General features: G+C 71.2%; 24 protein-coding genes and 1 pseudogene. 15 read left to right on the top strand and 10 right to left on the bottom strand.

All coding sequences use genetic code 11. The features are described from left to right. Positions 1-116: 116 nt before the first annotated feature. Positions 117-3,425, top strand: coding sequence for a right-handed parallel beta-helix repeat-containing protein (locus tag ACH4K1_RS31555; protein WP_398092957.1), 3,309 nt, complete (start codon positions 117-119; stop codon positions 3,423-3,425). Here the strand turns inward: ACH4K1_RS31555 and ACH4K1_RS31550 are convergent. Next, a protein-coding gene (locus ACH4K1_RS31550) for an IS5 family transposase (RefSeq protein WP_398092956.1) occupies positions 3,422-4,380 on the bottom strand; the annotation gives its coding sequence in 2 pieces (ribosomal slippage) (positions 3,422-3,984 and positions 3,984-4,380; 960 coding nt in all). The genes ACH4K1_RS31555 and ACH4K1_RS31550 overlap by 4 nt on opposite strands. On the opposite strand from ACH4K1_RS31550, the gene ACH4K1_RS31545 reads away from it, so the two are divergent. Beyond that, on the top strand, positions 4,369-4,998 hold the full coding sequence (locus ACH4K1_RS31545) for a class I SAM-dependent methyltransferase (RefSeq protein ID WP_398092955.1): 630 nt from the start codon (positions 4,369-4,371) through the stop codon (positions 4,996-4,998). The genes ACH4K1_RS31550 and ACH4K1_RS31545 overlap by 12 nt on opposite strands. A gap of 170 nt (positions 4,999-5,168) precedes the next feature. Here the strand turns inward: ACH4K1_RS31545 and ACH4K1_RS31540 are convergent, their stop codons facing one another. Then, the gene (locus ACH4K1_RS31540; RefSeq protein WP_398092954.1) at positions 5,169-5,348 is read right to left on the bottom strand and encodes a hypothetical protein; all 180 of its coding nucleotides are present in this window, start codon (positions 5,346-5,348) and stop codon (positions 5,169-5,171) included. Positions 5,349-5,372: 24 nt separating this feature from the next. Continuing rightward, complete coding sequence (locus ACH4K1_RS31535; protein WP_398092953.1) at positions 5,373-6,233, bottom strand: helix-turn-helix domain-containing protein; 861 nt, start codon at positions 6,231-6,233, stop codon at positions 5,373-5,375. A 942-nt stretch (positions 6,234-7,175) separates the two neighbouring features. Here ACH4K1_RS31535 and ACH4K1_RS31530 point away from each other — a divergent pair. From ACH4K1_RS31530 to ACH4K1_RS31505, 6 genes are all read left to right on the top strand, one after another. Continuing rightward, positions 7,176-7,586: an aldo/keto reductase gene (locus tag ACH4K1_RS31530; protein WP_398092952.1), complete on the top strand. Its 411-nt coding sequence runs from the start codon at positions 7,176-7,178 to the stop codon at positions 7,584-7,586. Positions 7,587-7,680: 94 nt separating this feature from the next. Further along, positions 7,681-7,932 carry an aldo/keto reductase gene (locus ACH4K1_RS31525; RefSeq protein WP_398092951.1) on the top strand — a complete coding sequence of 84 codons (252 nt, stop codon included), beginning with the start codon at positions 7,681-7,683 and terminating at the stop codon, positions 7,930-7,932. Between the two features lie 17 nt (positions 7,933-7,949). Then, positions 7,950-8,273, top strand: coding sequence for a carboxymuconolactone decarboxylase family protein (locus ACH4K1_RS31520; RefSeq protein ID WP_398092950.1), 324 nt, complete (start codon positions 7,950-7,952; stop codon positions 8,271-8,273). A gap of 75 nt (positions 8,274-8,348) precedes the next feature. Continuing rightward, a complete protein-coding gene (locus ACH4K1_RS31515; protein ID WP_398092949.1) occupies positions 8,349-9,191 on the top strand; it encodes an SDR family oxidoreductase in 843 nt (280 codons plus the stop codon). Positions 9,192-9,334: 143 nt separating this feature from the next. Continuing rightward, positions 9,335-9,757, top strand: a complete 423-nt coding sequence (locus ACH4K1_RS31510) for a cupin domain-containing protein (protein WP_398092948.1) — start codon at positions 9,335-9,337, stop codon at positions 9,755-9,757. Between the two features lie 32 nt (positions 9,758-9,789). Further along, positions 9,790-10,776: a zinc-binding alcohol dehydrogenase family protein gene (locus tag ACH4K1_RS31505; RefSeq protein ID WP_398092947.1), complete on the top strand. Its 987-nt coding sequence runs from the start codon at positions 9,790-9,792 to the stop codon at positions 10,774-10,776. Between the two features lie 78 nt (positions 10,777-10,854). Here the strand turns inward: ACH4K1_RS31505 and ACH4K1_RS31500 are convergent. The 5 genes and pseudogenes from ACH4K1_RS31500 to ACH4K1_RS31480 all read right to left on the bottom strand — a co-directional run. Beyond that, positions 10,855-11,284: pseudogene (locus ACH4K1_RS31500) on the bottom strand (hypothetical protein); the annotation flags it as partial. Between the two features lie 56 nt (positions 11,285-11,340). After that, positions 11,341-11,601 (bottom strand): hypothetical protein, encoded by a 261-nt coding sequence (locus ACH4K1_RS31495; protein WP_398092946.1) that lies wholly within the window; start codon positions 11,599-11,601, stop codon positions 11,341-11,343. Between the two features lie 107 nt (positions 11,602-11,708). Beyond that, entirely contained in the window at positions 11,709-12,377 is a 669-nt protein-coding gene (locus tag ACH4K1_RS31490; protein ID WP_398092945.1) for a response regulator, read from the bottom strand. After that, positions 12,374-13,501: a sensor histidine kinase gene (locus tag ACH4K1_RS31485; RefSeq protein WP_398092944.1), complete on the bottom strand. Its 1,128-nt coding sequence runs from the start codon at positions 13,499-13,501 to the stop codon at positions 12,374-12,376. The genes ACH4K1_RS31490 and ACH4K1_RS31485 overlap by 4 nt, the downstream gene beginning before the upstream one ends. A gap of 118 nt (positions 13,502-13,619) precedes the next feature. Beyond that, positions 13,620-14,054: a hypothetical protein gene (locus tag ACH4K1_RS31480; RefSeq protein WP_398092943.1), complete on the bottom strand. Its 435-nt coding sequence runs from the start codon at positions 14,052-14,054 to the stop codon at positions 13,620-13,622. 492 nt (positions 14,055-14,546) lie between these two features. On the opposite strand from ACH4K1_RS31480, the gene ACH4K1_RS31475 reads away from it, so the two are divergent. The 5 genes from ACH4K1_RS31475 to ACH4K1_RS31455 all read left to right on the top strand — a co-directional run bounded on the left by ACH4K1_RS31475 (position 14,547) and on the right by ACH4K1_RS31455 (position 18,938). Next, complete coding sequence (locus tag ACH4K1_RS31475) at positions 14,547-15,194, top strand: DUF6518 family protein (protein ID WP_398092942.1); 648 nt, start codon at positions 14,547-14,549, stop codon at positions 15,192-15,194. 398 nt (positions 15,195-15,592) lie between these two features. Next, on the top strand, positions 15,593-16,843 hold the full coding sequence (locus ACH4K1_RS31470; protein WP_398092941.1) for a cytochrome P450: 1,251 nt from the start codon (positions 15,593-15,595) through the stop codon (positions 16,841-16,843). After that, a complete protein-coding gene (locus ACH4K1_RS31465) occupies positions 16,840-17,046 on the top strand; it encodes a ferredoxin (protein ID WP_398092940.1) in 207 nt (68 codons plus the stop codon). Before ACH4K1_RS31470 ends, ACH4K1_RS31465 begins: the two co-directional genes overlap by 4 nt. 573 nt (positions 17,047-17,619) lie before the next feature. After that, positions 17,620-18,036 (top strand): YybH family protein, encoded by a 417-nt coding sequence (locus ACH4K1_RS31460; RefSeq protein WP_398092939.1) that lies wholly within the window; start codon positions 17,620-17,622, stop codon positions 18,034-18,036. Between the two features lie 188 nt (positions 18,037-18,224). After that, entirely contained in the window at positions 18,225-18,938 is a 714-nt protein-coding gene (locus ACH4K1_RS31455) for a DinB family protein (RefSeq protein WP_398092968.1), read from the top strand. A gap of 89 nt (positions 18,939-19,027) precedes the next feature. Here ACH4K1_RS31455 and ACH4K1_RS31450 read toward each other — a convergent pair whose 3' ends face one another. Together ACH4K1_RS31450 and ACH4K1_RS31445 are read right to left on the bottom strand one after the other, a co-directional pair. Further along, a complete protein-coding gene (locus tag ACH4K1_RS31450; protein WP_398092938.1) occupies positions 19,028-19,687 on the bottom strand; it encodes a pirin family protein in 660 nt (219 codons plus the stop codon). 93 nt (positions 19,688-19,780) lie between these two features. Next, the gene (locus ACH4K1_RS31445) at positions 19,781-20,290 is read right to left on the bottom strand and encodes an ATP-binding protein (protein ID WP_398092937.1); all 510 of its coding nucleotides are present in this window, start codon (positions 20,288-20,290) and stop codon (positions 19,781-19,783) included. Positions 20,291-20,373: 83 nt separating this feature from the next. Here ACH4K1_RS31445 and ACH4K1_RS31440 point away from each other — a divergent pair, with 83 nt between their 5' ends. Together ACH4K1_RS31440 and ACH4K1_RS31435 are read left to right on the top strand one after the other, a co-directional pair. Further along, on the top strand, positions 20,374-21,198 hold the full coding sequence (locus ACH4K1_RS31440; protein ID WP_398092936.1) for a helix-turn-helix domain-containing protein: 825 nt from the start codon (positions 20,374-20,376) through the stop codon (positions 21,196-21,198). Further along, complete coding sequence (locus tag ACH4K1_RS31435) at positions 21,182-21,523, top strand: DUF397 domain-containing protein (protein WP_398092935.1); 342 nt, start codon at positions 21,182-21,184, stop codon at positions 21,521-21,523. The genes ACH4K1_RS31440 and ACH4K1_RS31435 overlap by 17 nt, the downstream gene beginning before the upstream one ends. Positions 21,524-21,593 lie beyond the last annotated feature (70 nt).

Here is a 21,593-nt window from a genome sequence, read left to right as displayed (position 1 = left end):
CGGTCCCGTAGCCTTCGTCGCGTGCGCACAGCTGCGCGTACCCGACGCGACCCGGTTCTCCACCGGCCCCGGGGCGGGAGAAGCGCGCAGCGGCACCACAAGGAGGAGGATCGGGCGTGTCACGGCAATTGCTCAGGGTCGGGTCGGACCAACCGGACAGCTTCCGGACGATCGGTGAAGCCCTGGACAAGGCACGCACGGGTGCGGTGATCCGGGTGGGCCCCGGGCGCTACCCCGAGAACCTCACGGTCCGGACGCGGGTCACCATCGTCGCGGACGGCGAGCCGGGCAGCGCCGAGATCTGCCCCCGCCGCGGCACGGCGGTGATCCTGGTCGCCGACGCCGTGATGCTCACCGACCTCACCCTGCGCGGCGGGAGCGAGGACCTGCCGGTGGTCGACGCCCCGCGCGGCCAGGTCGCGATGGACGGCTGCACGGTCGTCGGCTCCGGCTGGACGGCCGTACTGGCCAGGGAATCGGGCTCGGTCGCCATGCGCGACTGCCAGGTCAGCAACCCCAAGGGCGCCGGGATCGTCGACTCCGCCCCCACCGGCAGCGTCATAGCCGGCTGCCGCATAGCCAACCTCGGCACCTCGGGCGTCGTCATCGGCGCGGAGGCCCGGACGACGGTGCGGGACTGCCGGATCCTCGACGCCCGGGCCAACGGCGTGCTGACCTCGGACGAGGCCCAGGGCCTGGTGGAGGACTGCGACATCTCCGGCACGGAGAAGCCGTCCATCGCCCTGGAGGGCCGCAGCGGCACCCGGGTCCTGCGCACCACGGTGCACGACACCTCGGTCGGCGTCTACATCACCAGCTCCGCCCGCCCCTCCCTGGAGAACGTCTCCGTCAGCGACACCTCGGGCCCCGGCATCATGCTGGCCGCGAGCGCCGACCCCGAGTTCCTCGACTGCCGGACCTCGCGCACCAAGGGCGGCGGCCTCGTGGTCGGCGAGCGCTCCCGGGGCACCTTCCAGCACTGCGAGTTCGACACCTCGGCCGCCCCGGCCATCCGGGTGGTCGGCTCCAGCTCGCCCACCCTGATCGGCTGCGCGGTGCGCGACTGCGCGGAGGCGAACGGCGCCGTGCTGCTGGAGGAGGACTCGACCGCGGAGTTCGACGAACTGCTGGTCAGCGACGCGGCCGGGGTCGCCGTCCGCATCCGCACCGGGGCCGACCCCCTGCTGCGCCGCCTGCGGATCACCTCGCCGGGCGGCCACGGCGTGGAGGTGACCGAGGACGGGCGCGGCCGGCTGGAGCACTGCGAGATCGACCGCGCGGGCGGTTCGGCGGTACGGATCGCCTCGGGCGGCAACCCCGACATCCGCGACACGGTCATGAGAGCGGCCGAGGACACCACCATCTCGGTCGGCGCGGAGGGGCGGGGCGCCGTCCGGGACTGCGCGGTCGAGTTCGCCGCGGCGGGCGGCATCACGGTGGACAACGGCGGTGAACTCTCCGTCCTGCGCGTCCACATCACCGACTCCGGCGCCCACGGCGTCCTGCTCGCCAACGGCTCCCGCGCCACCCTCACCTCCTCACAGGCCATCGGCAGCGTCGGCGACGGCATCCGGATCGACAGCGCCGAGCCCGTCACGGTCGCCGACTGCACCGTCCGCGACAACCGCGGCGCGGGGCTGCGGCAGACCCGGGCCAGCGAACGCCTCACGATCGAGGGGCTGAACAGCGCCGGCAACGCGGTCCCGGACGCCTGGGGCGACACCCTCCCGCCGGACGTCGCGGGCGGCGGCCCCGACTCCGCGAAAAAGGGCCCCGAAGGGCCGTTGGAGGAGCTGGAGTCCCTCGTCGGCCTCGCCGAGGTCAAGAGCCAGGTGCGCAACCTGGTCAACCTGAACCAGCTCAACCAGCGCCGCGCCCAGCTCGGCATGCCCGTCGCCCAGGTCAGCCGCCACCTCGTCTTCTCCGGTCCGCCCGGCACCGGCAAGACCACGGTGGCCCGGCTCTACGGCGGCATCCTGGCCGACCTCGGTGTGCTGCGGTCGGGCCACCTCGTGGAGGTCTCCCGCGCCGACCTGGTCGCGCAGGTGATCGGCGGTACCGCCATCAAGACCACCGAGGCGTTCAACGAGGCGCTGGGCGGCGTGCTGTTCATCGACGAGGCGTACACCCTGCTCTCCGACAGCAAGGGCTCCGGGGCCGACTTCGGCCGGGAGGCGGTCGACACGCTGCTCAAGCTGATGGAGGACCACCGCGACGACGTCGCCGTGATCGCCGCCGGGTACACCGGGGAGATGGAGAGCTTCCTCTCCTCCAACCCGGGCCTGGCCTCCCGGTTCACCCGGACCATCGACTTCGCCAACTACTCGGTGGACGAGCTGGTGACCATCACCGAGAACATGTGCACCGGCCACCGCTACGAACTCGCCCCGCAGACCCGCGAAGCCCTCGCCCGGCACTACGAACGGATGCCGCGCGACGCCACGTTCGGCAACGGCCGCGCCGCGCGCAGGGTGTTCGAGGAGATGGTGGACCGCCAGGCGTCCCGGTTCGCCACCATGAAGAACCCAGCCGAGAGCGATCTGGCCCTCCTGCTGCCCGAGGACGTGGGGCCGGAGACGGGCGCGCCCGCGAACGACGGCCCCGGCTCCGAGGAACTCCTCGCCCGGCTCCACGCCATGATCGGCCTCACGGCGGTCAAGAACGAGGTGACCGCACTGGTCAACCTGCTCACCGCGACGAAGCAGCGCAAGGCCGCCGGGCTGCCCACCCCGAAGATCAGCAACCACCTCATCTTCTCCGGCCCTCCCGGCACGGGCAAGACGACGATCGCGCGCCTCTACGCGGACCTGCTGCGCTCCCTCGGGGTGCTGCCCAAGGGCCAGTTGGTCGAGGTGGCGCGCGCCGACCTGGTCGGCCGCTACGTGGGCCACACGGCGCAGTTGACCAAGGAGGCGTTCGAACGCGCCATCGGCGGTGTGCTGTTCGTCGACGAGGCGTACACGCTCACCCCGGAGGGCGCGACCTCCGACTTCGGCCGGGAGGCGGTCGACACGCTGCTGAAGCTGATGGAGGACCACCGCGACGAGGTCGTCGTCATCGCCGCCGGGTACACCCGCGAGATGCGCCGCTTCCTCGACTCCAACCCGGGCCTGGCCTCGCGGTTCTCGCGCACCGTGGAGTTCGAGAGCTATTCCACCGACGACCTGCTGCTGATCCTGTCCCAGCAGGCCACGGGTTACGGCTACGACTGCGCCCCGGAGACGGTCGCCGCGCTGTACGCCTACGTGGACTCCCTGCCCCGCGACCACTCCTTCGGCAACGCGCGGACGGCCCGCCAGATCCTGGAGGCGATGATGACGCGCCAGGCGGGCCGGCTCGGCGCGATGTCCGCCCCCAGCCTGGACGACCTGCGCCTGCTGCTCCCCGACGACCTGCCGCCGGAGGTGGCGGCGGTGGGGCGCTAGAGCCTGTCTGACACATGGTTACCTGTGGACTCGCGGAGCCAGAGGATCAAGGAAGCCAGGACAACTCCGGCACGGTAGCGGTCGCCGAGCTTGTCGAACCGGGTCGCGATCGCGCGGAACTGCTTGAGGCGGGCGAAGCATCGTTCGACGACGTTGCGGTCGTGGTAGGTGACCTTGTCGAAGGTCGGCGGCCGGCCGCCGAGGGCTCCGCGTCGGTGGCGGTTCGCCGCCTGGTCACGGCGCTCGGGGATCGTGGCGGCGATGCCCCGGCGCCTCAGCAGATGGCGGATGGCCCTGCTGGAATACGCCTTGTCACCCAGCACACGGTCCGGTGTCGTGCGCGGGCGGCCCGTGCCGAGGCGCGGGGTGCGGAGGCCGTCGAGGACCTGGCCGAACGCCGTCGCGTCGTTGACGTTGCCGGGCGTGAGCACAATCGACAGGGGCAGGCCCCGGCCATCGACGGCGAGATGGACTTTGGTGGTCAGTCCGCCTCGGGAGCGGCCGAGGGCCTGGCGCGCCTGCGAGCGGCCCGGATCTTCCAGTTCGTCCCCGTTCGCATCCCCTTTTTGCGGGCGCCGACTGCGTGCTGGTGGGCTCGGTTGATGGTGGAGTCGACGGAGACGGTCCATTCCACCCGGCCCACCGCGTCATCGCGGACCTGAACGTGCTCCAGCAACCGTGCCCAGGTGCCGTCCGCCTCCCAGCGGGCGAACCGCTCGTAGACGGTCTGCCACGGCCCGAACCGGTCGGGAAGATCCCGCCACGGAGCCCCGGCCCGCCGCCGCCACAGCACCCCGTTGACCACCTGCCGGTGATCACGCCACGGACGGCCCCGTCCGTCCACCTGAGGCAAAAGGGGCTCTATCCGCCTCCATGCCGCATCCGTCAACTCACCTCGACCTGCCACAAGATCAATTATCAGACCGGCTATAGAGTCCTGCCCGTGGCAAATCATCAGGACGAGACCAGGACGGCCTACGACGGTGTCGTCGAGCTGTACGCATCGCTGTTCGCAAACCGGCTGGAGACACAGCCTTTCTCACGGGCCATGATCGGCACCTTCGCCGAACTGGTGCGCGCGACGGGCAACCTGCGGACAGCGGACGTCGGGTGCGGGCCCGGACATCTGACAGCCATGCTGCACGAACTCGGCCTGGACGCCTTCGGACTGGACCTTGCCCCCGGCATGGTCGACCACGCCCGGCAGGCCCATCCGGCGCTGCGCTTCCAAGAAGCGCGGATGGAATCACTGCCGATCGAGGACGCCGCGCTCGGCGGCGTACTGGCCCACTACTCAATGATTCACACCCCTCCGGGAGAACTACCGGAGCTGCTCGCCGAACAGGTACGCGTCCTGGCACCGGACGGTCTGCTCCTGGTCTCCTTCTTCGGGACCGACGGACAAGAACCGGTCCGGTTCGACCACAAGGTGGCGCCCGCCTACAGCTGGCCGGTGGATCGCCTCGCCGAACTGCTGGGCGATGCTGGGCTCGATCCCTTCGCCCGGCTGCTCCACGATCCAGCCTCTGATCGGGGCTTCCTCGACGCCCATCTACTGGCCCGCCGTTCGTAGCCACTACCCAGTCCCCCCCCCAGCCGATCGGCGCACCTCCGGATTGCCAGCTCAGCCGAATCTCGCTGATCAGACCGGAATTGTCAGACACCCCCTAGGACCGTCCGGCCGATCTCGACCGGGCCCGCCGCGTGCCCGGCCCTGATCCGCCGGCCGCCCCTCAGAGGTGGTCAGGCCCTTCCGGTACGGCAGGGGGGCAGAAACGGCAGCAGCACCGCCTCCGGAGGCAGCCGCGCCTCGCGCAGCGCGGGCACGAACCCGAGGACGGCGCCCAGGGAGAGCAGCACGGTGGGCGGGGCGGTACGGAGGCGACGGCTGACGACCTGGCCGAGCAGCAGTGGCGCCCCCACGGAGAGGCGTCCCGGGGGTGCAGGTCATGGGGCCGGATTCGTTTCGTGCTGCCGGTCGGCGGCCCAGGACGCCAGAATCCGCAGGCCGTCGTGGGTGGGGGAGCCGACCTCGGCTGTCCATACCACCAGCTGCTGGTCCGGGTCGGTGGTGGCGGTCAGGGTGTCCCAGTCCAGGGACAGTTTCCCTGCGACGGGGTGGTTCAGGACCTTGGTGCCCACGCTCAGGGCGGCCACATGGTGGGCGGCCCACCATGTGCGGAAATCGGCGTCCTGTACGCACAGCTCTCCGACCAGCGCGGTCAGGCGCGGATCGTCCGGATACTTCGCCGCCTCCATCCGCAATTGCGCGACCGCGGTACGGGCAACGCTTTTCCAGTCCGCGTACAGGGTGCGCATCCTCGGGTCGGTGAAAAGGATCCGCACGTAATTGCGGTGCTTTTCCGGCACGGCTCCGAAATCGGTGATCATGGCTGCGGCGAGCGGGTTCCAGGCGATGACGTCCATCCGGCGGCCCATCACGACCGCCGGGGTGGAGGTGAGATCGTCCAGAACCCTCCGCAGTTGCGGCTGAACCTTCTGCAGGGTGCGCCGTCGCGGCTTCGCGGTGTCCTTCCCCGCCAGGCCGAACAGATAGCGCCGCTGGTCCTCATCCAGGTGCAGAGCCTTTGCCAAGACCTCCAGTACCGGCGCGGATGCCGGCAGGCGCCCTTGTTCCAGGCGGGTGTAGTAGTCGGTGGAGATCGCCGCGAGCTGCGCGACCTCTTCTCTGCGCAGCCCGGCCACCCGGCGCGGACCGGCACTGTCGGGCAGGCCGACGGCGCGCGGGCTCAGCTCCGCGCGCCGCGCCTTCAGGAAGGCTCCCAGCTCGCTGCGGTTACTGCTCATGCCCCCACTCTCCCACCCGCTGCCCTGCGGACGGGAGGGAAGGTTTCCTCCCCCGAAGCCCACCTGCCCGGGAAGAAACTCTCCTCTGGGCAGATACCCGCGCCACGGCAACCTTGATCTGCGGCAACCGGTACGCCCCGGGCTCGGCAACGAATTGCTGCGGCCCGTGAATACAAGGAGGCGGACCGGGCGGGAATACAGCGCGAATAATTCCCTCCGCCCGCCCGCCGGACCGGAACAGGTTCGACCGCAGAAAAAGGACCGGCCTATCCGCAGCTGTGCATGCGCAAGAATTCCCGGCACCCCGGAAACATTCTACCGAGAGGCCAACGTGAACAGCAGAGCATTGTGCGCGGCAGGGGCCGTGGCGCTCACCCTGGCAGTGGCCGGGTGCGTCAGCGACGCAGAGGACGAGAACCGTTCTTCCGCAGGCGTGAAACAGGCCGGGAACTCTACGGATCGCTGCCCGAACCCCTCTCCCTCGTCGAAAACGACCGGCAGACCGATTACCGGGCCGGTCAGCTCGTCCACTGGCCGCCCGGCCCGGGCCTGGCCGTCTCTACGAGCACGCCGGATCCCCGGTTCCCGACCCGGGCATGGTGGTGCTGGGCACGATCGACACGGGCATGGACGCCTTCACCGGGCACGACGGTGCCGCCGAGGTCACCATCGACCGCGCCGGCTGATCCCTCCGCTTCCGGCCCTCGCCGCGCAGCCCGCGAAGGGGGACAGGGTTCTTCCCCGGGAAGAATCCCTCCTCTTTTCGGGCGCCCGAGCCGGTGCCAAGGTGGATGAGGCGGCGATGAGGTGCTCATCCGGAACACCAGAAACACCTTCCGGCACGGGTTCCCGCCTCCGCCCCTGAGGAATTTCGCACAGGGTCCGGCGTGCGGCGCCGGACACGCTTTCCGGAACGTTCCGGAGAACGGAGAAGAAGCCGCCGTGCAGCACATCGAACTGCGGCACCTGGATGTTTCCCGCATCGGGCTCGGTGCCCTGGGAATGTCCGGCTCCTCCACCGGAGCCGGAAGCGATGACGCGGAGTCGATCCGCACCGTCCACCGCGCACTCGACCGGGGCGTCACCTTCCTGGACGCCGCCGAGACCTACGGACCGTTCCGTAACGGGGAGCTACTCGGCCGCGCCCTGAGGGGCCGCCGCGACCAGGTGGCTCTGGCCACGAAGTTCGGCCTGGTCTCCCGCACTGCCGGCACGGCGTTCGGCCTGGTCTCCCGCACTGCGGGCACGGCGACACCGAACGAGGCCGATTCCTCCCCGGCGAGCATCCGCGCCGCTGTCGAAGGCCCCCCGCGAGGGCTGGACACCGGCCACATCAACCGTCCGCTCCCTTGAGGGCCTGGATGCGAGCGACTTCCGGGTCGGCAAGCCGCGCTTCAGCGGCGAGAACTTCCAGCGTGACCTGGCCACCGCCGACGAGGTGCAGGCCGTGGCCGACGAGGTGCACGCCGTAGCCGATCAGGCGGAGGCGGCACCGGCCCAGGTGGCACTGGCGTGGCTGCTGGCCAAGGGTGAAGACATGGCCCCCATCCCCGGCACCAAGCGGGTCTCCCGCGTCGAGGAGAACACCGCAGCCGACCGCCTCGTGCTGAGCGCCGACCAGCTCGCCCGGCTCGACAACCTGCCGCAGACCGTGGGCGAGCGGTTCCAGGAGGAGTACGGCCGGCCCATCGAGAACTGACCACGAAGGAACATCGCATGTCGCAGGAACCTTCCGCAGCGCAGAAGTCCATCGGTGACATCACCCCCAAGCTCGCCGACCTGACCGACCAGGTCCTCTTCGGCGACGTGTGGGAGCGGCCCGGCCTGTCCCCCAGGGACCGCAGCCTGGTCACCGTCACCGCGCTGATCGCCCTCTACCGCACCGACCAGCTCGGCTTTCACCTCAAGCTCGCCATGGAGAACGGGCTGACCGAGGAAGAACTGAGCGAGGCCATCACTCACCTGGCCTTCTACTCCGGATGGCCCAACGCGATGGGGGCCGCCGGCCGGCTCAAGGCGATCCTCGCCGACGCCGACTGACAGCACGCCACACCCCCACGTCACCAACCGGCGCCCCGCCCGGGAGCCGGCAGAACCAGAAGAAAGCAGCCCCTCATGAGCAAGGTCATCTTCGTCACCGGTGCCGGGCGCGGCCTGGGCACCGACATCGCCCGGCAGGCCCTGGACGCCGGCCACCGGGTCGCGGCCACCGCCCGCAACCCGCAGAAGGTCCTCGACGCCCTCGGAGGAGAGCGGGACAACCTGCTGGCCCTGCCGCTGGACATCACCAGCGCGGACGCCGCCCGCGCCGCGGTCAAGGCCGCAACGGACAGGTTCGGCCGGATCGACGTCCTGGTCAACAACGCGGCCATGTTCCAGGCCGGGTACTTCGAGGAGATCACCGACGCCCAGATGCGGGCGCAGATCGAGACCAACCTGTTCGGCCCGATGAACGTCACCCGCGCCGTCCTGCCCGTCATGCGCTCCCAGCGCGCCGGACACGTCGTCACGATCTCCTCGCTGGCCGGTGTGATCGGCCAGGAGTTCTGCGTCGCCTACGCCGCCTCCAAGTTCGGCGTCGAGGGCTGGATGGAGTCCCTGCGCTACGACCTGGAGCCCTTCGGCATCAAGACCACGATCGTCGAGCCCGGCTTCTTCCGCACCGAACTGCTGGTGGACGCCTCCACCAGCTGGGCGGACGACTCCATCGACGACTACGCCGAGCGCACCGCCGAGACGAAGAAGATGTGGCAGTCGATGAACGGCCAGCAGGCCGGCGACCCCGCCAAGCTCGCCGACGCCCTGCTCAAGGTCATCGACCTGGACACTCCGCCGCTGCGGTTCGTCGCCGGGGACGACGCCGTCCCGGCCATCGAGGCCAAGGGCGAGGAGATCGCCGAACAGGCCATCGCCTCCCGCCCCCTGGGCACCGGCCTCTCCCACGCCGACACAGCCTGACGGTCCCGATGTCCGAGGGCTGGAGCAGGCGCAACATCCTGTACGGAGTAGCCGCTCCGGCCGCAGCGGTCCCGCTGCCCACATCCTGCACCAGCGGTCCCGCCCCCGCCGCTGGCGCCTCCCCCGCCCAAGGAGAATCCGGCATGGAATTCATCAAGCCCAAGCCCACCGGCAAGGGGCCTGCGGAACAGTTCAACGGAGGCGTCTGGTACGACGTCATCCACGCCGGCAAGGAACCCTCCCGGATCCGCGCCAACCTGGTCCGTTTCGCCCCCGGCGCCCGCACCGCCTGGCACCACCACGCGGTCGGCCAGACCCTTCACGTCACCGCGGGCATCGCCCTGATCGGCACCCGCGACGGCACGGTCTACGAGGCGCACCCCGGCGAAACGGTGACCTGCCCGCCTGGCGAGGAGCATTGGCACGGCGCCACCGAGGAGAACTTCATGCAGCACCTGGCGCTGTGGGACGGCGTCGGCCCCGACGACGACCGGCCCGAGACCACCTGGCTGGAACACATCACCGACGCGCAGTACAACGCCAAGCGCACCCGCAACAGCAGCTGACGCCGACACCCCCATGGAAAGGAGCCTCACCCATGCCCGAGACGATGACCGCCCTGTTCGGCGGCTCCGGCCCCCACTGGACCGTCCGCCGAGTCCCGGTGCCCCAGCCCGGTCCCGGCCAGATCCTGGTACGCAACCGTGCCGTCGCCCTGAACAACGCCGACGTCTCGATGCTGGCCGACGCCGACCCCACGAGCGGAGGCACCGGTAAGGAGTACCGGGCGGGCTACGAGTTCGCCGGTGACGTCGCCGCCGTCGGTGACGGCGTGGACACCCCGGCCGTGGGTGACCGCGTGATGGGCACCACGCCGGAAAGCTTCGCGCAGTACGTCCTGGCCGACCACCGGCACATGGTGCCCATCCCCGCCGATCTCGGATACGAGGACGCCTCGGCACTGCCCACCGGGCTGCTGACTGAGCACGGCGCCATGATGACCGGCGGCTTCGAGAAGGGGCAGTCGGTCCTGATCACCGGGGCCACCTCCAGCATCGGCCTGATCGGCGTACAGATCGCCCGGGCCCTCGGAGCCGGACAGATCATCGCCACGACCCGTTCAGCCGGCAAGCGGGACCTGCTGGGGCGCGCGGGTGCCGACATCGTGGTGGTCACCGGCGAGCAGGACCTCACGCACGCCGTGCTGGACGCCACTGGCGGCGAAGGCGTCGACCTGGTCCTCGACCACGTCGGCGGCCAGACCTTCGCCGACTGTCTGCCGGCCACTCGCGTCGACGGGTCCGTGGTCAACATCGGACGCCTGGACAAGGCCGAATCCACCATCGACATCGACGCCCTGTCCTACCGGCACCTTCGCGTGTTCGGGGTGTCGTTCGGCTTCACCCGGGCCGCCGAACTCGGTGCGGTGCTCTCTGCAGCGGCCGCTCAGGTCGGCCCCGCCATCTCCGAGGGGCGGGTACGAGCGCTCCGGGACAGTACCTTCGGCCTGGAAAACGCCGCTCCCGCCGCCGAGCGCCTGCGTTCCCACCAGGCCCACGGAAAGATCGTCCTGACCGTGGCGTGACACCGGGCGGACTCCGGCCGGTGAAGAGGCGAACAGCCCCTTCTCCGGCCGGTCGTTCTCTTCGCCTTAGGAGCCGTCTCATGTGGCGAGTCGGCGGTAGCAGATGAGGGTGCAGGCGGTGCTGGTGGAGGCGAGGAAGTGGTCGGCCTTGCGTCCGTAACGTCGGTGGAGACGGCGGCAGCCGGCGAGCCGGGCCAGGGTGCGCTCCACGGTCCGGCGGTGGCGGCCCAGCCGTTGCGAGGACTCGACCCCCTTGCGGGCGATGCGGTGGGTGATGCCGCGTTCGCATAACCATCGCCGCAGGTGGGCGTAGTCGTAGCCCTTGTCGGACCTGTCAGCTCCCCCTTTTCAGGGCCCGCGTGTTCACCGAGCCGATCGCGCACCGCGACCAGTCCAGCTCGCCGCGGGCTCCGGGGTCGTCGAGGACCGGGCGGTGGAGCTCGGCCCCCACCCCGGCCTTCGACCACTCCGGGAACCACCGGCGGGCGGTGGCTCCGGACGGGCCGAAGACGCCGGCCTGTCTCGGTAACACCTCCTCGATGGGCGTGGATTCGACGGACATGGCTACCAGCCCTTGCTGTGGTGGTGGGTGGAGGAGCCGCCGGCCCTGCGTGCGCCGATGACGGCGCCGAGGACGCCACAGATGAGGGGTACGGCGACGAAGAAGGCCGGCAGCACGCCAGGGCCGTCTCCGTCGAGGGTGCGGTTCAAGACGGGGTGGAAGAAGGCGGCCACTGTCTCGGTCAGCAGGAACCCTGCGGCTGTGCCGACCAGAAGGCCGAGCAGCGAGGCTGCGGCTTTGCCGGTGAGGGACGGTGAGCTCATGCCCCTGAGTCTGCGATGCGGGGGTGGGCCAGGGCGTCAGTCCGTGGCGGACACCTGGGCTGCCCCAGCGGTTGCTGCCCGGCAGCCGGGGCGTACCCCGCTGGTTGTCAGTCGGTGAGCCAGCCCGGGCTGACCATGCCCGACTCATAGGCCAGGATCACCAGTTGAGAGCGGTCGCGGACGTCCAGCTTGCTCATGATCCGGCTGACGTGGGTCTTGGCGGTGGCGGGGCTGAGCACCAGCCGGGCGGCGATCTCGTCGTTGGTGAGGCCTGCCGCGACCAGTTCCATGACCTCGCGCTCCCGGCCGGTGAGCACGGCCAACCGGGGACTGGGCGCCGGGGCCTTGACGCGCCCGGCGAACTCGGCGATCAGCCGGCGGGTGATCGACGGGCTGATCAGCGCGTCCCCCCGGGCTGCGACCCTTACCGCCTGCAGCAGTTCCTCGGGCTCGGTGTCCTTGACCAGGAAGCCGGTGGCGCCGGCGCGCAGCGCGCCGTACACGTAGTCGTCCACGTCGAAGGTGGTCAGCATGACGACCTTCACGTCGGCCAGCCGTGAGTCGGCTGCGATCTGCCGGGCGGCTTCCAGCCCGTCGGAGCCCGGCATCCGGATGTCCATGAGGACGACATCGGGCTGCAGCGCACGGCAGGCGGCGACCGCCTCTTCGCCGTCGCTGACCTCGCCGACGACGACGAGGTCGTCCTCGTCCTCAAGGATCGAGCGGAAACCGGCGCGCACCAGGCGCTGGTCGTCTGCAAGGAGAACCTTGATCATGGCTGGAGGTGGCTCCGGGTCTTGTACGGGATGCGCGCGGTGACAGCGAATCCGCCGCCGGGTCCTGGGCCCGCGCTCAGCCCGCCGCCCAGGATAGCCGCCCGCTCACGCATGCCGGCGATGCCGGAGCCGGGAGCGGCGGTGGCCGTGCAGCGTCCGTTGTCGGTGACAGTGAGGTTGAGCTCGCGAGGGGCGTAGTCGATCCGGACCGCGACGGCGGAGGCGCCTTGGGCATGCCGGGCGACGTTGGTGAGTGACTCCTGCAGGATGCGGAAGACGGCGAGGTCCACGGCGGCGGTCAGCGGGTGCGGCCGCCCGATGCGGTCCACCGTCACTTCGAGCCCTGCCCGGCGGGCGGAGGCCACGAGGTCGTCCAGCCGGTCCAGCCCCGGGGCGGGCGCAGTCGGCGCCGCCTCGTCGACCTGACGCAGGATGCCGAGCGTGGTGCGAAGCTCGCTGAGCGCCTCCTTGCTGCTCGCCTTGATCGCGGCGAGGGCTTCCTCAGCCTGTGCGGGGTTCTTCTTCAGCCGGTGCAGTGCGGCGCTGGCCTGCACGTTGATCAGCGAGATGTTGTGGCCGATGACGTCGTGCAGTTCGCGGGCGATCCGTAGCCGCTCCTCAGTGGCGCGGCGGGCGGCCTCCTGTTCGGCGTAGGCGCCGCGGCCATGAAACATGGTGCCCAGGGCTATGACGGCGACAAGCCAGCCGGTGAGCATGAAGATGGTGATCCCGTTGATCTCGTCGTTGCCGGCCAGGGAGCCGGCCCCGATGCCGATCACCATCACGGCAGCGATGGCGATGGCTGCGCGCAGGCCGCCGGTGGCTGCCACGGCGTACAGGGCCACAACGGGGACGATCATGAGAGGCCCGTCATAGCTGCTGACGAGGTAGTACGCACCAGTGGCCGCGGTGCAGACACCGGCGACCGCCACCGGCCACCGCCGGCGGAAGTACAGCGCCCCGCAGGCAAGGGCGATCAGTACCCAGGAGGCCGCAGTGGCGCCCACAGACTCCAGCCGGTCCTGCGGGAATAGTGAGCGTAAGCTGCCGAGCACCACCGCAAGACCGACCGCGCCGGCGGCAGCGACGTCGGCGGCGCGCCCCCTGGGCATCTGCGGCGGCATCCGCCCAGCGTAGGGGAACCGCCTGCGTACGGCAGGCGCACCACTGCGGCACGTGGCCATACCAGGTTTCCGGTAAGGGGCAGCCCCGCACCCCTTGGAGGCGGCGACGCCGCCCCGGTCAGTGCCGAACACCGCGCAGCCGCTGCAGACCCTGGGCGCACACACCGCACAGGGCGCCCCAGCCCATATTCGTGAGGGTGACCATGACCAGAGCGATGGGGTTGGTGATCGGGCCCTGCAGCTCACCCTCCAACACGGGCGACAGGACCGCGGCAAGCAACGTCGAGGCGATCGCGTAACCGATGCCCGCCGCCACCAACTGCAGCAGCGGCTCACGAACCCGGCTGAACCCGGCGACGCCGATCCACACGAGCGAGACCACCGCTGTGAGAACCAGCGGCGTGGCCGGCTTGCCGAGCTCCTCGCTCCACCCGACGATCGAGAAGACCGGCCTGATCAGCGCGAAGAGGCCGAGACCGATCACCATCGGCCAGCGCAGCCGCTGGAGGAGCGGGGCGGAGGGGGTGGGGGAGGCGGGGTGCTGTGGGTTCATGCCTCCAGCTGAGCGCACGGCCGGCCGCAGGGCATCGGCCTGGAGAGGACACCTGCCCTACCCCAGTGGTTGCGGTCGCGCCGGGTCGGCTGCACCCACGGTTGTGCCGGCCGGCCGCAGCGTCCTGGTGGCTCTACGAGAACGCTGTGCTCTTCGGGTCGCCACCGCGAGCGAGGAGTTCGCCGGAGTGCGGGGCGCGGCGGATGTCCAGGAAACGGTCGGCACGGGCATGGAGGCGTCTCTCCACGGCGATCGGCGGGCGTGTGCCGAGTGGCGGCCCGGCCGTGCGGGCGCCGGCCGCGTGCCGGTGGGTCCGGCAGGACGTCGGGGCGACGCCGACCGTGCCCTGTGGGCCCGGTGTCGCGGATGCGGTCAGGAACCGCCGCGCGGACGGCGGGGGGCGGGCGCCAGGCGGGCACGGGACGGCCGGTGCGTGCACAACGCCCGGCGGCTATGCATCGAGGGTATACATGCGATGTATAGTCTCGGATCATGGCTTCTCCGACCGCGTCCCGACGCGACACCCTCAGCATCCCCGGCGTCGTCCTCACCGCGACCGTTCTCTTCGGACTGCTGCTCGGCGGGGCGACGTACGGCCTGCACGGACTGACCCCCGTGTTGGACCGGGCGACCAACTCGACGTCCACCTGGATCATCTGGACCGCCGTAGCCGGTGCGCTGCTCCGCTCCCGGTGGCTCGCCGTCTGGGGCGGGGCGCTGATGATGCTCGCCACCTGTTGCGGCTACTACGCGGCGTCCGCGCTCGGAGGCACCTTCGGGAGCGGAGGGCTCGGAACCGCCGCCGTCTGGTCGGTGGCCGGGCTGGCCGGAGGCCCCCTGCTGGGATGGGCGGGGTGGACCGTACGGCGCGGGCGGGGCGACCTGCGAGCGGTCGCCGGGGCCGCGGTCGCCATGGTGGTGCTGGGTGAGGGGCTCTGGATGGGGCTGGCGCTTCGTTACTGGGGAGAGGCGGCCGTCTTCCTCACCGTCGGCGCGCTGCTCGCCGCCCTCCTGACCGTCTACCTGGCGCGCACCGGAGCACGCCGCTACTGGCTGTGCGCCGCGCTCGCTCCCGTGGGCGGTCTCGTCTTCTACCTCGCCGAGAAGACCATCCTCAACAGCCTGATCGGAACGGTGTGACGCCGGCCGTCCCCTCGCTCGTCGAACGCGCCGGCCTCGGCCGCTCGTTCCGCGCCCGGAGAGCCGTGCAGGCGCCGGCCCTCCCGAGCCGGTCCCCGGAACGCGACGGATGAGGCCGTCCGTCGCGGACGCCATCGTTCCGTTCCGGACGCGCTCATGAACGGATCCGGCCCCGCGTGGACGACATTCCGGTCACTGCCGTCGGACCGTCCCCGCGCGACCTCGACGAATGCGCGACTGTTCGGATCTGTGCGAACGGCACCGGCCAGATCGCGGGGTCCGGCGAAGTGGCCGGTCCGCACGTCGACGCATTAGGTGCCCGAGGCATCCAATGGGGTGTGAGGTCCGGAGCGGCCCGCTCCGGACCTATCACCGAGCACTGCGAGGCGACCGCTCCCATGACGGAATCCACGACGGAACCGGCCCGCCAGGACGCTGCCCTCACCGGCACCACCACCGAACCGACCCCCGCTCCACCGTTCCCGCAGGACCGCGAGTGCCCCTACCACCCGCCCACCGGGTACGACCCCCTGCGCGCGGACCGGCCGTTGAGCCGGATCACGCTCTACGACGGGCGCCCGGCCTGGGCCGTCACCGGACACGCCCTGGCCCGCCGGCTCCTGGCCGACCCCCGGCTCTCCACCGACCGCACCCACCCCGCCTTCCCCGTCCCGGCCGAGCGGTTCGCGCAGACCCGGCAGCGGCGCGTGGCCCTGCTCGGCGTCGACGACCCCGAGCACAACACCCAGCGCAGGATGCTCATCCCGAGCTTCTCCGTGAAACGGATCGCCGCACTGCGTCCCCCTATCCAGCAGACGGTGGACCGGTTGCTGGACGCCATGGAGCGGCAGGGGCCGCCGTCCGAACTGGTCGCCGACTTCGCGCTGCCGGTACCGTCCATGGTGATCTGCGCCCTCCTCGGCGTGCCCTACGCCGACCACGCGCTCTTCGAAGGCTGTTCGCGGCGGCTCCTGCGCGGTCCGGGCGCGGACGACGTGGACGCGGCCCGCGTCGAACTGGAGGAGTACCTGGGCGCGTTGATCGACCGCAAACGCGCCGACCCGGGGGAAGGACTGCTGGACGAGCTGATCCACCGGGACCATCCGGACGGACCCGTGAGCCGCGAGGACCTCGTCTCCTTCGCCCTGATCCTGCTCGTCGCCGGACACGAGACGACGGCGAACATGATCTCGCTCGGTACGTTCACCCTGCTGCGCCACCCCGGCCAACTGGCGGCGCTGCGCTCGGGGGAGACGACGACGGCCGTCGTGGTCGAGGAGTTGCTGCGGTTCCTCTCCATCGCCGATGGGCTGCAACGCCTCGCGATCGAGGACATCGAGGTGGACGGGACGACGATCCGCGAGGGGGAGGGCGTCTTCTTCTCCACCTCGCTCGTCAACCGCGACGCCGACGTGTTCGCGAACCCGGAGACCCTGGACTGGGAGCGGTCCGCCCGGCACCACCTCGCCTTCGGGTTCGGCGTCCACCAGTGCCTGGGCCAGAACCTGGCCCGCGCCGAACTCGACATCGCGCTCCGCACGCTCTTCGAACGGCTGCCCGCGCTCAGGCTCGCCGTACCGGCGGACGAGGTGAGGCACAAACCCGGCGACACCGTCCAGGGCCTGCTCGAACTGCCCGTGGCCTGGTGAGCGGCGTGGACGTCCACGTCGACAAGGAACGCTGCGTGGGAGCCGGCATGTGCGCCCTGACCGCGCCGGAGGTGTTCACGCAGGACGACGACGGGTTCAGCGAGGTGCTTCCCGGCGGCCCGGCCGCCGCGGCCGGCCACCCGCTGGTACGGGAAGCCGCACGGGCCTGCCCGGTCGGGGCGGTGACCCTGACCGACGACTGACCCTCACGGGTCCGGGCGCCGGACCGGAGCCGGTGGGACGCGTGGGCACGCGCCCCACCGGGTCGCGGCCGGCGGGGTGTGTCCGGCGGATCGGGGCCGGACCCGGTCAAGACCCGTTGGACACGCTCCAGGCACCCGGCGGGAGTCCTCGTCGCCCCCGCGCTCCCGGCCGGGGAGTGCCATCGGGATCAGTTCGTAGAAGACGAGGTGGGCCAGCAGCGGGAAGGGAACGGCGGTCAGGAGGGCCAGAAGGCGTTCCCTGTGGGTGCGGGCCCATGAGCAGTGGCACGAGGACCATCACGGCGAAACGGCCCCTGCCTCGGTGGCGTAGCGCAGCACCCAGGGGTGGTGGACGGCTTCCGTGCCGAAGACGCCGGTCGGCGGCGGGTTCGGTCGCCGCCATGGGGCAGGACGGGCCGGTCCGTCAGCGTTCGCCCTGACGCGCGGTACGGCGGCGAGCATGTCGAGCGGGCGCCGTCAGCTTCGACGTCTCCTGTGGAAGACGGTCGCAGTAACGGCGCCGGGGGCCTCCCCCGCACACGCGCCGACGGAATCCGAGAGGACTGACGAACCATGCGGGACGACGCCGAGCAGATCCGAGCGCTCATCGAAAGGTGGGCCGAAGCAGTGCACCGGGGCCGGATCGACACCGTCCTGGCGGATCATGCCGCGGACATCGTGATGTTCGACGTCCCGCCGCCCTACCGCGGCGTACGCGGAGCCGACGCCTACCGGCAGGTCTGGCCGGCCTTCTTCGAGTGGCAGGCCCAGGGAGCCGCCTTCGACATCGAGGAGATGGAGGTCACCGCCGGCGTGGACGTCGCCTTCGCCCACGCGCTCGTACGCTGCGGCACGGAGGACGAACTCGCGGCGCGCCCCGGGCTCCGGCTGCGGCTCACCCTGGGGCTGCGCAAGGAGGCGGACCGCTGGGTGATCGCACATGAGCACCACTCGTTCCCCGATCTGAGCAGTCCCGGCGCCGAGGCATAGGGCGTACCGGGCACGACCGCTGGTCCGGCAGGACCGCGGTGGCCTCCCCCTCGTCCGGGGGAACCACATGACCGCCGCGGCGGGTGGCCCGGGCCGCCCGGTTATTTCGCTCGCGGGGGCCGGGGCCCGGCGGCTACCGTCCTCCGGACGCCGTGGACCGCCCGGCGCGCGACGAGGAGGAGCTGCGCATGAGCGGCCAGGGTCAGCGGACCGACCGGCTGGGCATCCTGATCGACCAGTTCGACCAGGCCCGGGAGATGGCCGAGGTCCGGCTGCGGGGGCTCGGGGACGAGGAGTACCTCTGGGAGCCCGCACCGGGCAGCTGGTCGATCCGGCGCCGGGAGGAGGCGGTGACGCCCCGGGCGTACGGGCCGGGCGCCTGGGTCCTCGACAAGGGCGCCCCTCAGATCCCGGCGAGCGAGTACGCGGAGGTCGCGCGGCAGGCGGCGGACGGGATGTCCGTCGCGAAGATCGCCGAGGACTGGAGCGTGAGCGTCGAACGGGTCGAGGAGGTCCTGGCGTTCACCGGCGAGCCGGAGCCCGACGTCGTACCGGTCACGACCATCGCGTGGCGGCTCGGGCATCTGCACTCGGACTTCGCGGGCCGGTGGGAGTGGACCTTCGGCGAGCGCTGCCGGGATCCGCACCTCCTGGTCGACTTCACCCCGTCCGCGACGCTCGCGGTCGAACGCTTGTGGGAGACGCTCGACCGCCACCGCGCGAGCGTGGCGACCCTCACCGAGGAGCAGCTCGACACGGTCGGCCTCTCCCAGTACCCGTACGGCTCCGATCCGGACGACGCGTACATCGGCACGCTGGCCAACGCCAACCTGGAGCTGATCCACCACATGGCCGAGATCGCCCTGCTCCGCGACCTGTGGCGGGCCCGCCGGGTCTCGTAGCCCCGGGGCCCCGGGCCTCGTGCGTAGCCGGGGCCCGGGTCTCGTGGCCACGGGGACCCCGGGCCTCGTTCACCGCCAGGGGCCGGGTCTCAGTCCGCCAGCTCCCACACCAGCAGTTCGGCGGGCCCCTCCACCGCGACCGCCGCCAGGTCCCGCGCGCCGGTGATCCGGGCGGCGTCGCCGGGCCCCAGCTCCTCGCCGCCCAGGGCGACCCTCCCCCGCACCACGTGCGCGTACAGGCGCGCCGCGTCCGGGACCGCCGTGCGCTCACCCTTGGCCGGCCGGCGGACGTGGAGCACCGCGCCCGCGCCGGGCAGGGCGTACGGGGTGGAGTCGGCGATGCCGGGCACGACCGTGTACGAGGGTTCACCGCCCGGCTCCAGAGGGGCCAGCCACATCTGGAGGAACGTCAACGGACCGGCGCCGTCGTTGCGTTCGACGTGCCGGACCCCGGAGGCGGCGCTCAGGTGGGCCACGTCCCCGGCGCGGACGACGGTGGAGTGCCCGGCCGAGTCGCGGTGGGTCAGCTCGCCCTCGACCACCCAGGTGACGATCTCCGTATGGCTGTGCGGGTGCTCCTCGAACCCGGCGCCCGGGGCCAGCCGCTCCTCGTTGCAGGCCAGGACCGGCCCGAAGCGGAGGTTGTCCGGGTCGTAGAAGGGGCCGAAGGAGAGGGCGTGCCGGGTGTCGATCCCGGCGGCCTCGTCCCCGCCCCGGTAGCGGTCCTCGGACCGGTGCACGGATATCACCGGGCCACGGTAGCCCGGCGTACGGGCCCGCACACGGCAGGGCCCGTACGGTTCCGGGGCTGCGCTACACCGCCCCGGCACCGTGGCCGCCGTTCACGGACGCGGCTGCGCCACCGGTTCCGGCCTCGGTTCGGGCCTCGGTTCCGGCTTCGCCCTCCGGAGGCGGCTGCCGCCCAACTCCGGCGGGGTCAGGCACTCGAACCAGATGGTCTTCCCGAGCTGGTCCCACTGCTTCACGATGCCCCAGTCGTCGGTGACGGCGTTGACGAGCACGAGCCCCCGGCCCCCTTCCTCCATCGGGTCGCCCTTGACGGCGAGCGGCAGGACGGGGCTGTCGTCCGCGACCTCGACGCGGACGCCCTCGCGGTTCGGCAGTCGGAAGATGCAGGTCCGGCCGCGCCGGCCGGGGACGTGGCGCACGACGTTGGCGATCAGCTCGGTGAGCGCCAACTCCGCCGCGTCGGCGAGGAACGGCAGCTCCCACGTCGTGAGGTGGAGCCGCAGGACACGGCGCAGGTGCCGGGCGGAGTGCTCGCTGAGAGCCAGGTCGGCACGGTAGACGGGCTCCCCGGGATTCCTCCGGGGGACGAGTACGTGATTCATGTCACCAGGCTGCGACGTACTGGCTACGCTCGGCTACGTACCGAAACGAACGCCGCGAGGCGTTGCACCCGGAGGTCCGCACCGTGGCCAACATCCAGACGCTCGATCCCGACGCCTCCCCGCTGAACTACTTCGGCTGGGAGTTGCGCCGCCAGCGTGAGGCCGCCGGTCTGACGCAGCCGCAGCTGGGCAACATCATCTTCTGCACCGGCTCGCTGGTCGGCCAGGTCGAGACGACGAAGAAGATCCCGACCCGCGACTTCTCGGAGCGCGTGGACGCGGCGCTGGGCACGGACGGCGTGTTCTCGCGGCTGGTGGGGCTGGTGCTGCGGAGCCAACTGCCGACGTGGTTCCAGGCGTACGCGGACATGGAGGCGAAGGCGACGTACATCTCCACGTACCAGGCGCAGTTGGTGCACGGCCTGTTGCAGACGGAGGAGTACGCGCGGGCGGTGCTGGCCACCGGCATGCCCAAGGATCTCGACGGTCTGCTCGCGGCCCGGATGGAGCGCCAGCGCGTCCTGCAGAAGGAGAAGCCGCCGCTGGCGTGGGCGATCCTGGACGAGGCCGTGCTGTACCGGCCGATCGGCGGCGAAGAGGTGATGCGGGCCCAACTCCAGAAGCTGTTGGACTTCGCGAACCACCGCTGGGTGCGCATCCAGGTACTGCCGTTCGAGGCGGGCGAACACGCTAGCTTGGCAGGCTCGTTCAACCAGCTGCGCTTCGAGGACGACCCGGACATCGTCTACACCGAGGACCTCATCTCCGGCCATATGACGGCCAACCCGGAAACGGTCCGGGAGTCCTCGCTCCGATACGCTCATCTCCAGGCCACCGCACTCTCCGTCGAGAAATCGGTGGCGCGGATCAGCCGCGTGATGGAGGAGCGTTATGGAGTACGGCCCTGACCTGACGAACGCGGACTGGCGCAAGTCCAGCTACAGCGGAAACACCGGCGGCGACTGCGTCGAATGCACCGTGACCGGCGGCGCGGCCTGGCGGACGTCCTCGTACAGCGGCAGCACCGGCGGCGAGTGCGTCGAATGCACCGTCACCGGCGGCGCGGCCTGGCAGAAGTCCTCGTACAGCGGCAACACCGGCGGCGAGTGCGTCGAGGTGGCCGGCGACTCCCCCTGCGGGTCCGTCCCCGTGCGCGACAGCAAGAACCCGACCGGCCCCGCCATCGTCCTGGGGGCCCGCGCCTGGCAGACGTTCGTGGACGAGCTGCGCTGACACGGTCTTCGCCAACGGCGGGGCGGTACGGGCGACTCACCCCCGTACCGCCCCGCTCCGCGTCGTGGCC

It is taken from the genome of Streptomyces sp. NPDC017448 (assembly GCF_044330565.1).
Classification (GTDB): Bacteria; Actinomycetota; Actinomycetes; order Streptomycetales; family Streptomycetaceae; genus Streptomyces.
The sequence above is the reverse complement of the archived record's forward strand: the minus strand, read 5'-3'. Positions and strand labels throughout refer to the sequence as shown.

Excerpts from the sequence above, each read along its gene's own strand:
- ACH4K1_RS31515 (WP_398092949.1), top strand. The coding sequence starts at position 8,349 with ATGAGCAAGGTCATCTTCGTCACCGGTGCCGGGCGCGGCCTGGGCACC.
- ACH4K1_RS31460 (WP_398092939.1), top strand. The coding sequence starts at position 17,620 with ATGCGGGACGACGCCGAGCAGATCCGAGCGCTCATCGAAAGGTGGGCC.
- ACH4K1_RS31480 (WP_398092943.1), bottom strand. The coding sequence starts at position 14,054 with ATGAACCCACAGCACCCCGCCTCCCCCACCCCCTCCGCCCCGCTCCTC.
- ACH4K1_RS31520 (WP_398092950.1), top strand. The coding sequence starts at position 7,950 with ATGTCGCAGGAACCTTCCGCAGCGCAGAAGTCCATCGGTGACATCACC.
- ACH4K1_RS31475 (WP_398092942.1), top strand. The coding sequence starts at position 14,547 with ATGGCTTCTCCGACCGCGTCCCGACGCGACACCCTCAGCATCCCCGGC.
- ACH4K1_RS31505 (WP_398092947.1), top strand. The coding sequence starts at position 9,790 with ATGCCCGAGACGATGACCGCCCTGTTCGGCGGCTCCGGCCCCCACTGG.
- ACH4K1_RS31470 (WP_398092941.1), top strand. The coding sequence starts at position 15,593 with ATGACGGAATCCACGACGGAACCGGCCCGCCAGGACGCTGCCCTCACC.
- ACH4K1_RS31485 (WP_398092944.1), bottom strand. The coding sequence starts at position 13,501 with ATGCCGCCGCAGATGCCCAGGGGGCGCGCCGCCGACGTCGCTGCCGCC.
- ACH4K1_RS31490 (WP_398092945.1), bottom strand. The coding sequence starts at position 12,377 with ATGATCAAGGTTCTCCTTGCAGACGACCAGCGCCTGGTGCGCGCCGGT.
- ACH4K1_RS31435 (WP_398092935.1), top strand. The coding sequence starts at position 21,182 with ATGGAGTACGGCCCTGACCTGACGAACGCGGACTGGCGCAAGTCCAGC.
- ACH4K1_RS31455 (WP_398092968.1), top strand. The coding sequence starts at position 18,225 with ATGAGCGGCCAGGGTCAGCGGACCGACCGGCTGGGCATCCTGATCGAC.
- ACH4K1_RS31445 (WP_398092937.1), bottom strand. The coding sequence starts at position 20,290 with ATGAATCACGTACTCGTCCCCCGGAGGAATCCCGGGGAGCCCGTCTAC.
- ACH4K1_RS31535 (WP_398092953.1), bottom strand. The coding sequence starts at position 6,233 with ATGAGCAGTAACCGCAGCGAGCTGGGAGCCTTCCTGAAGGCGCGGCGC.
- ACH4K1_RS31495 (WP_398092946.1), bottom strand. The coding sequence starts at position 11,601 with ATGAGCTCACCGTCCCTCACCGGCAAAGCCGCAGCCTCGCTGCTCGGC.
- ACH4K1_RS31510 (WP_398092948.1), top strand. The coding sequence starts at position 9,335 with ATGGAATTCATCAAGCCCAAGCCCACCGGCAAGGGGCCTGCGGAACAG.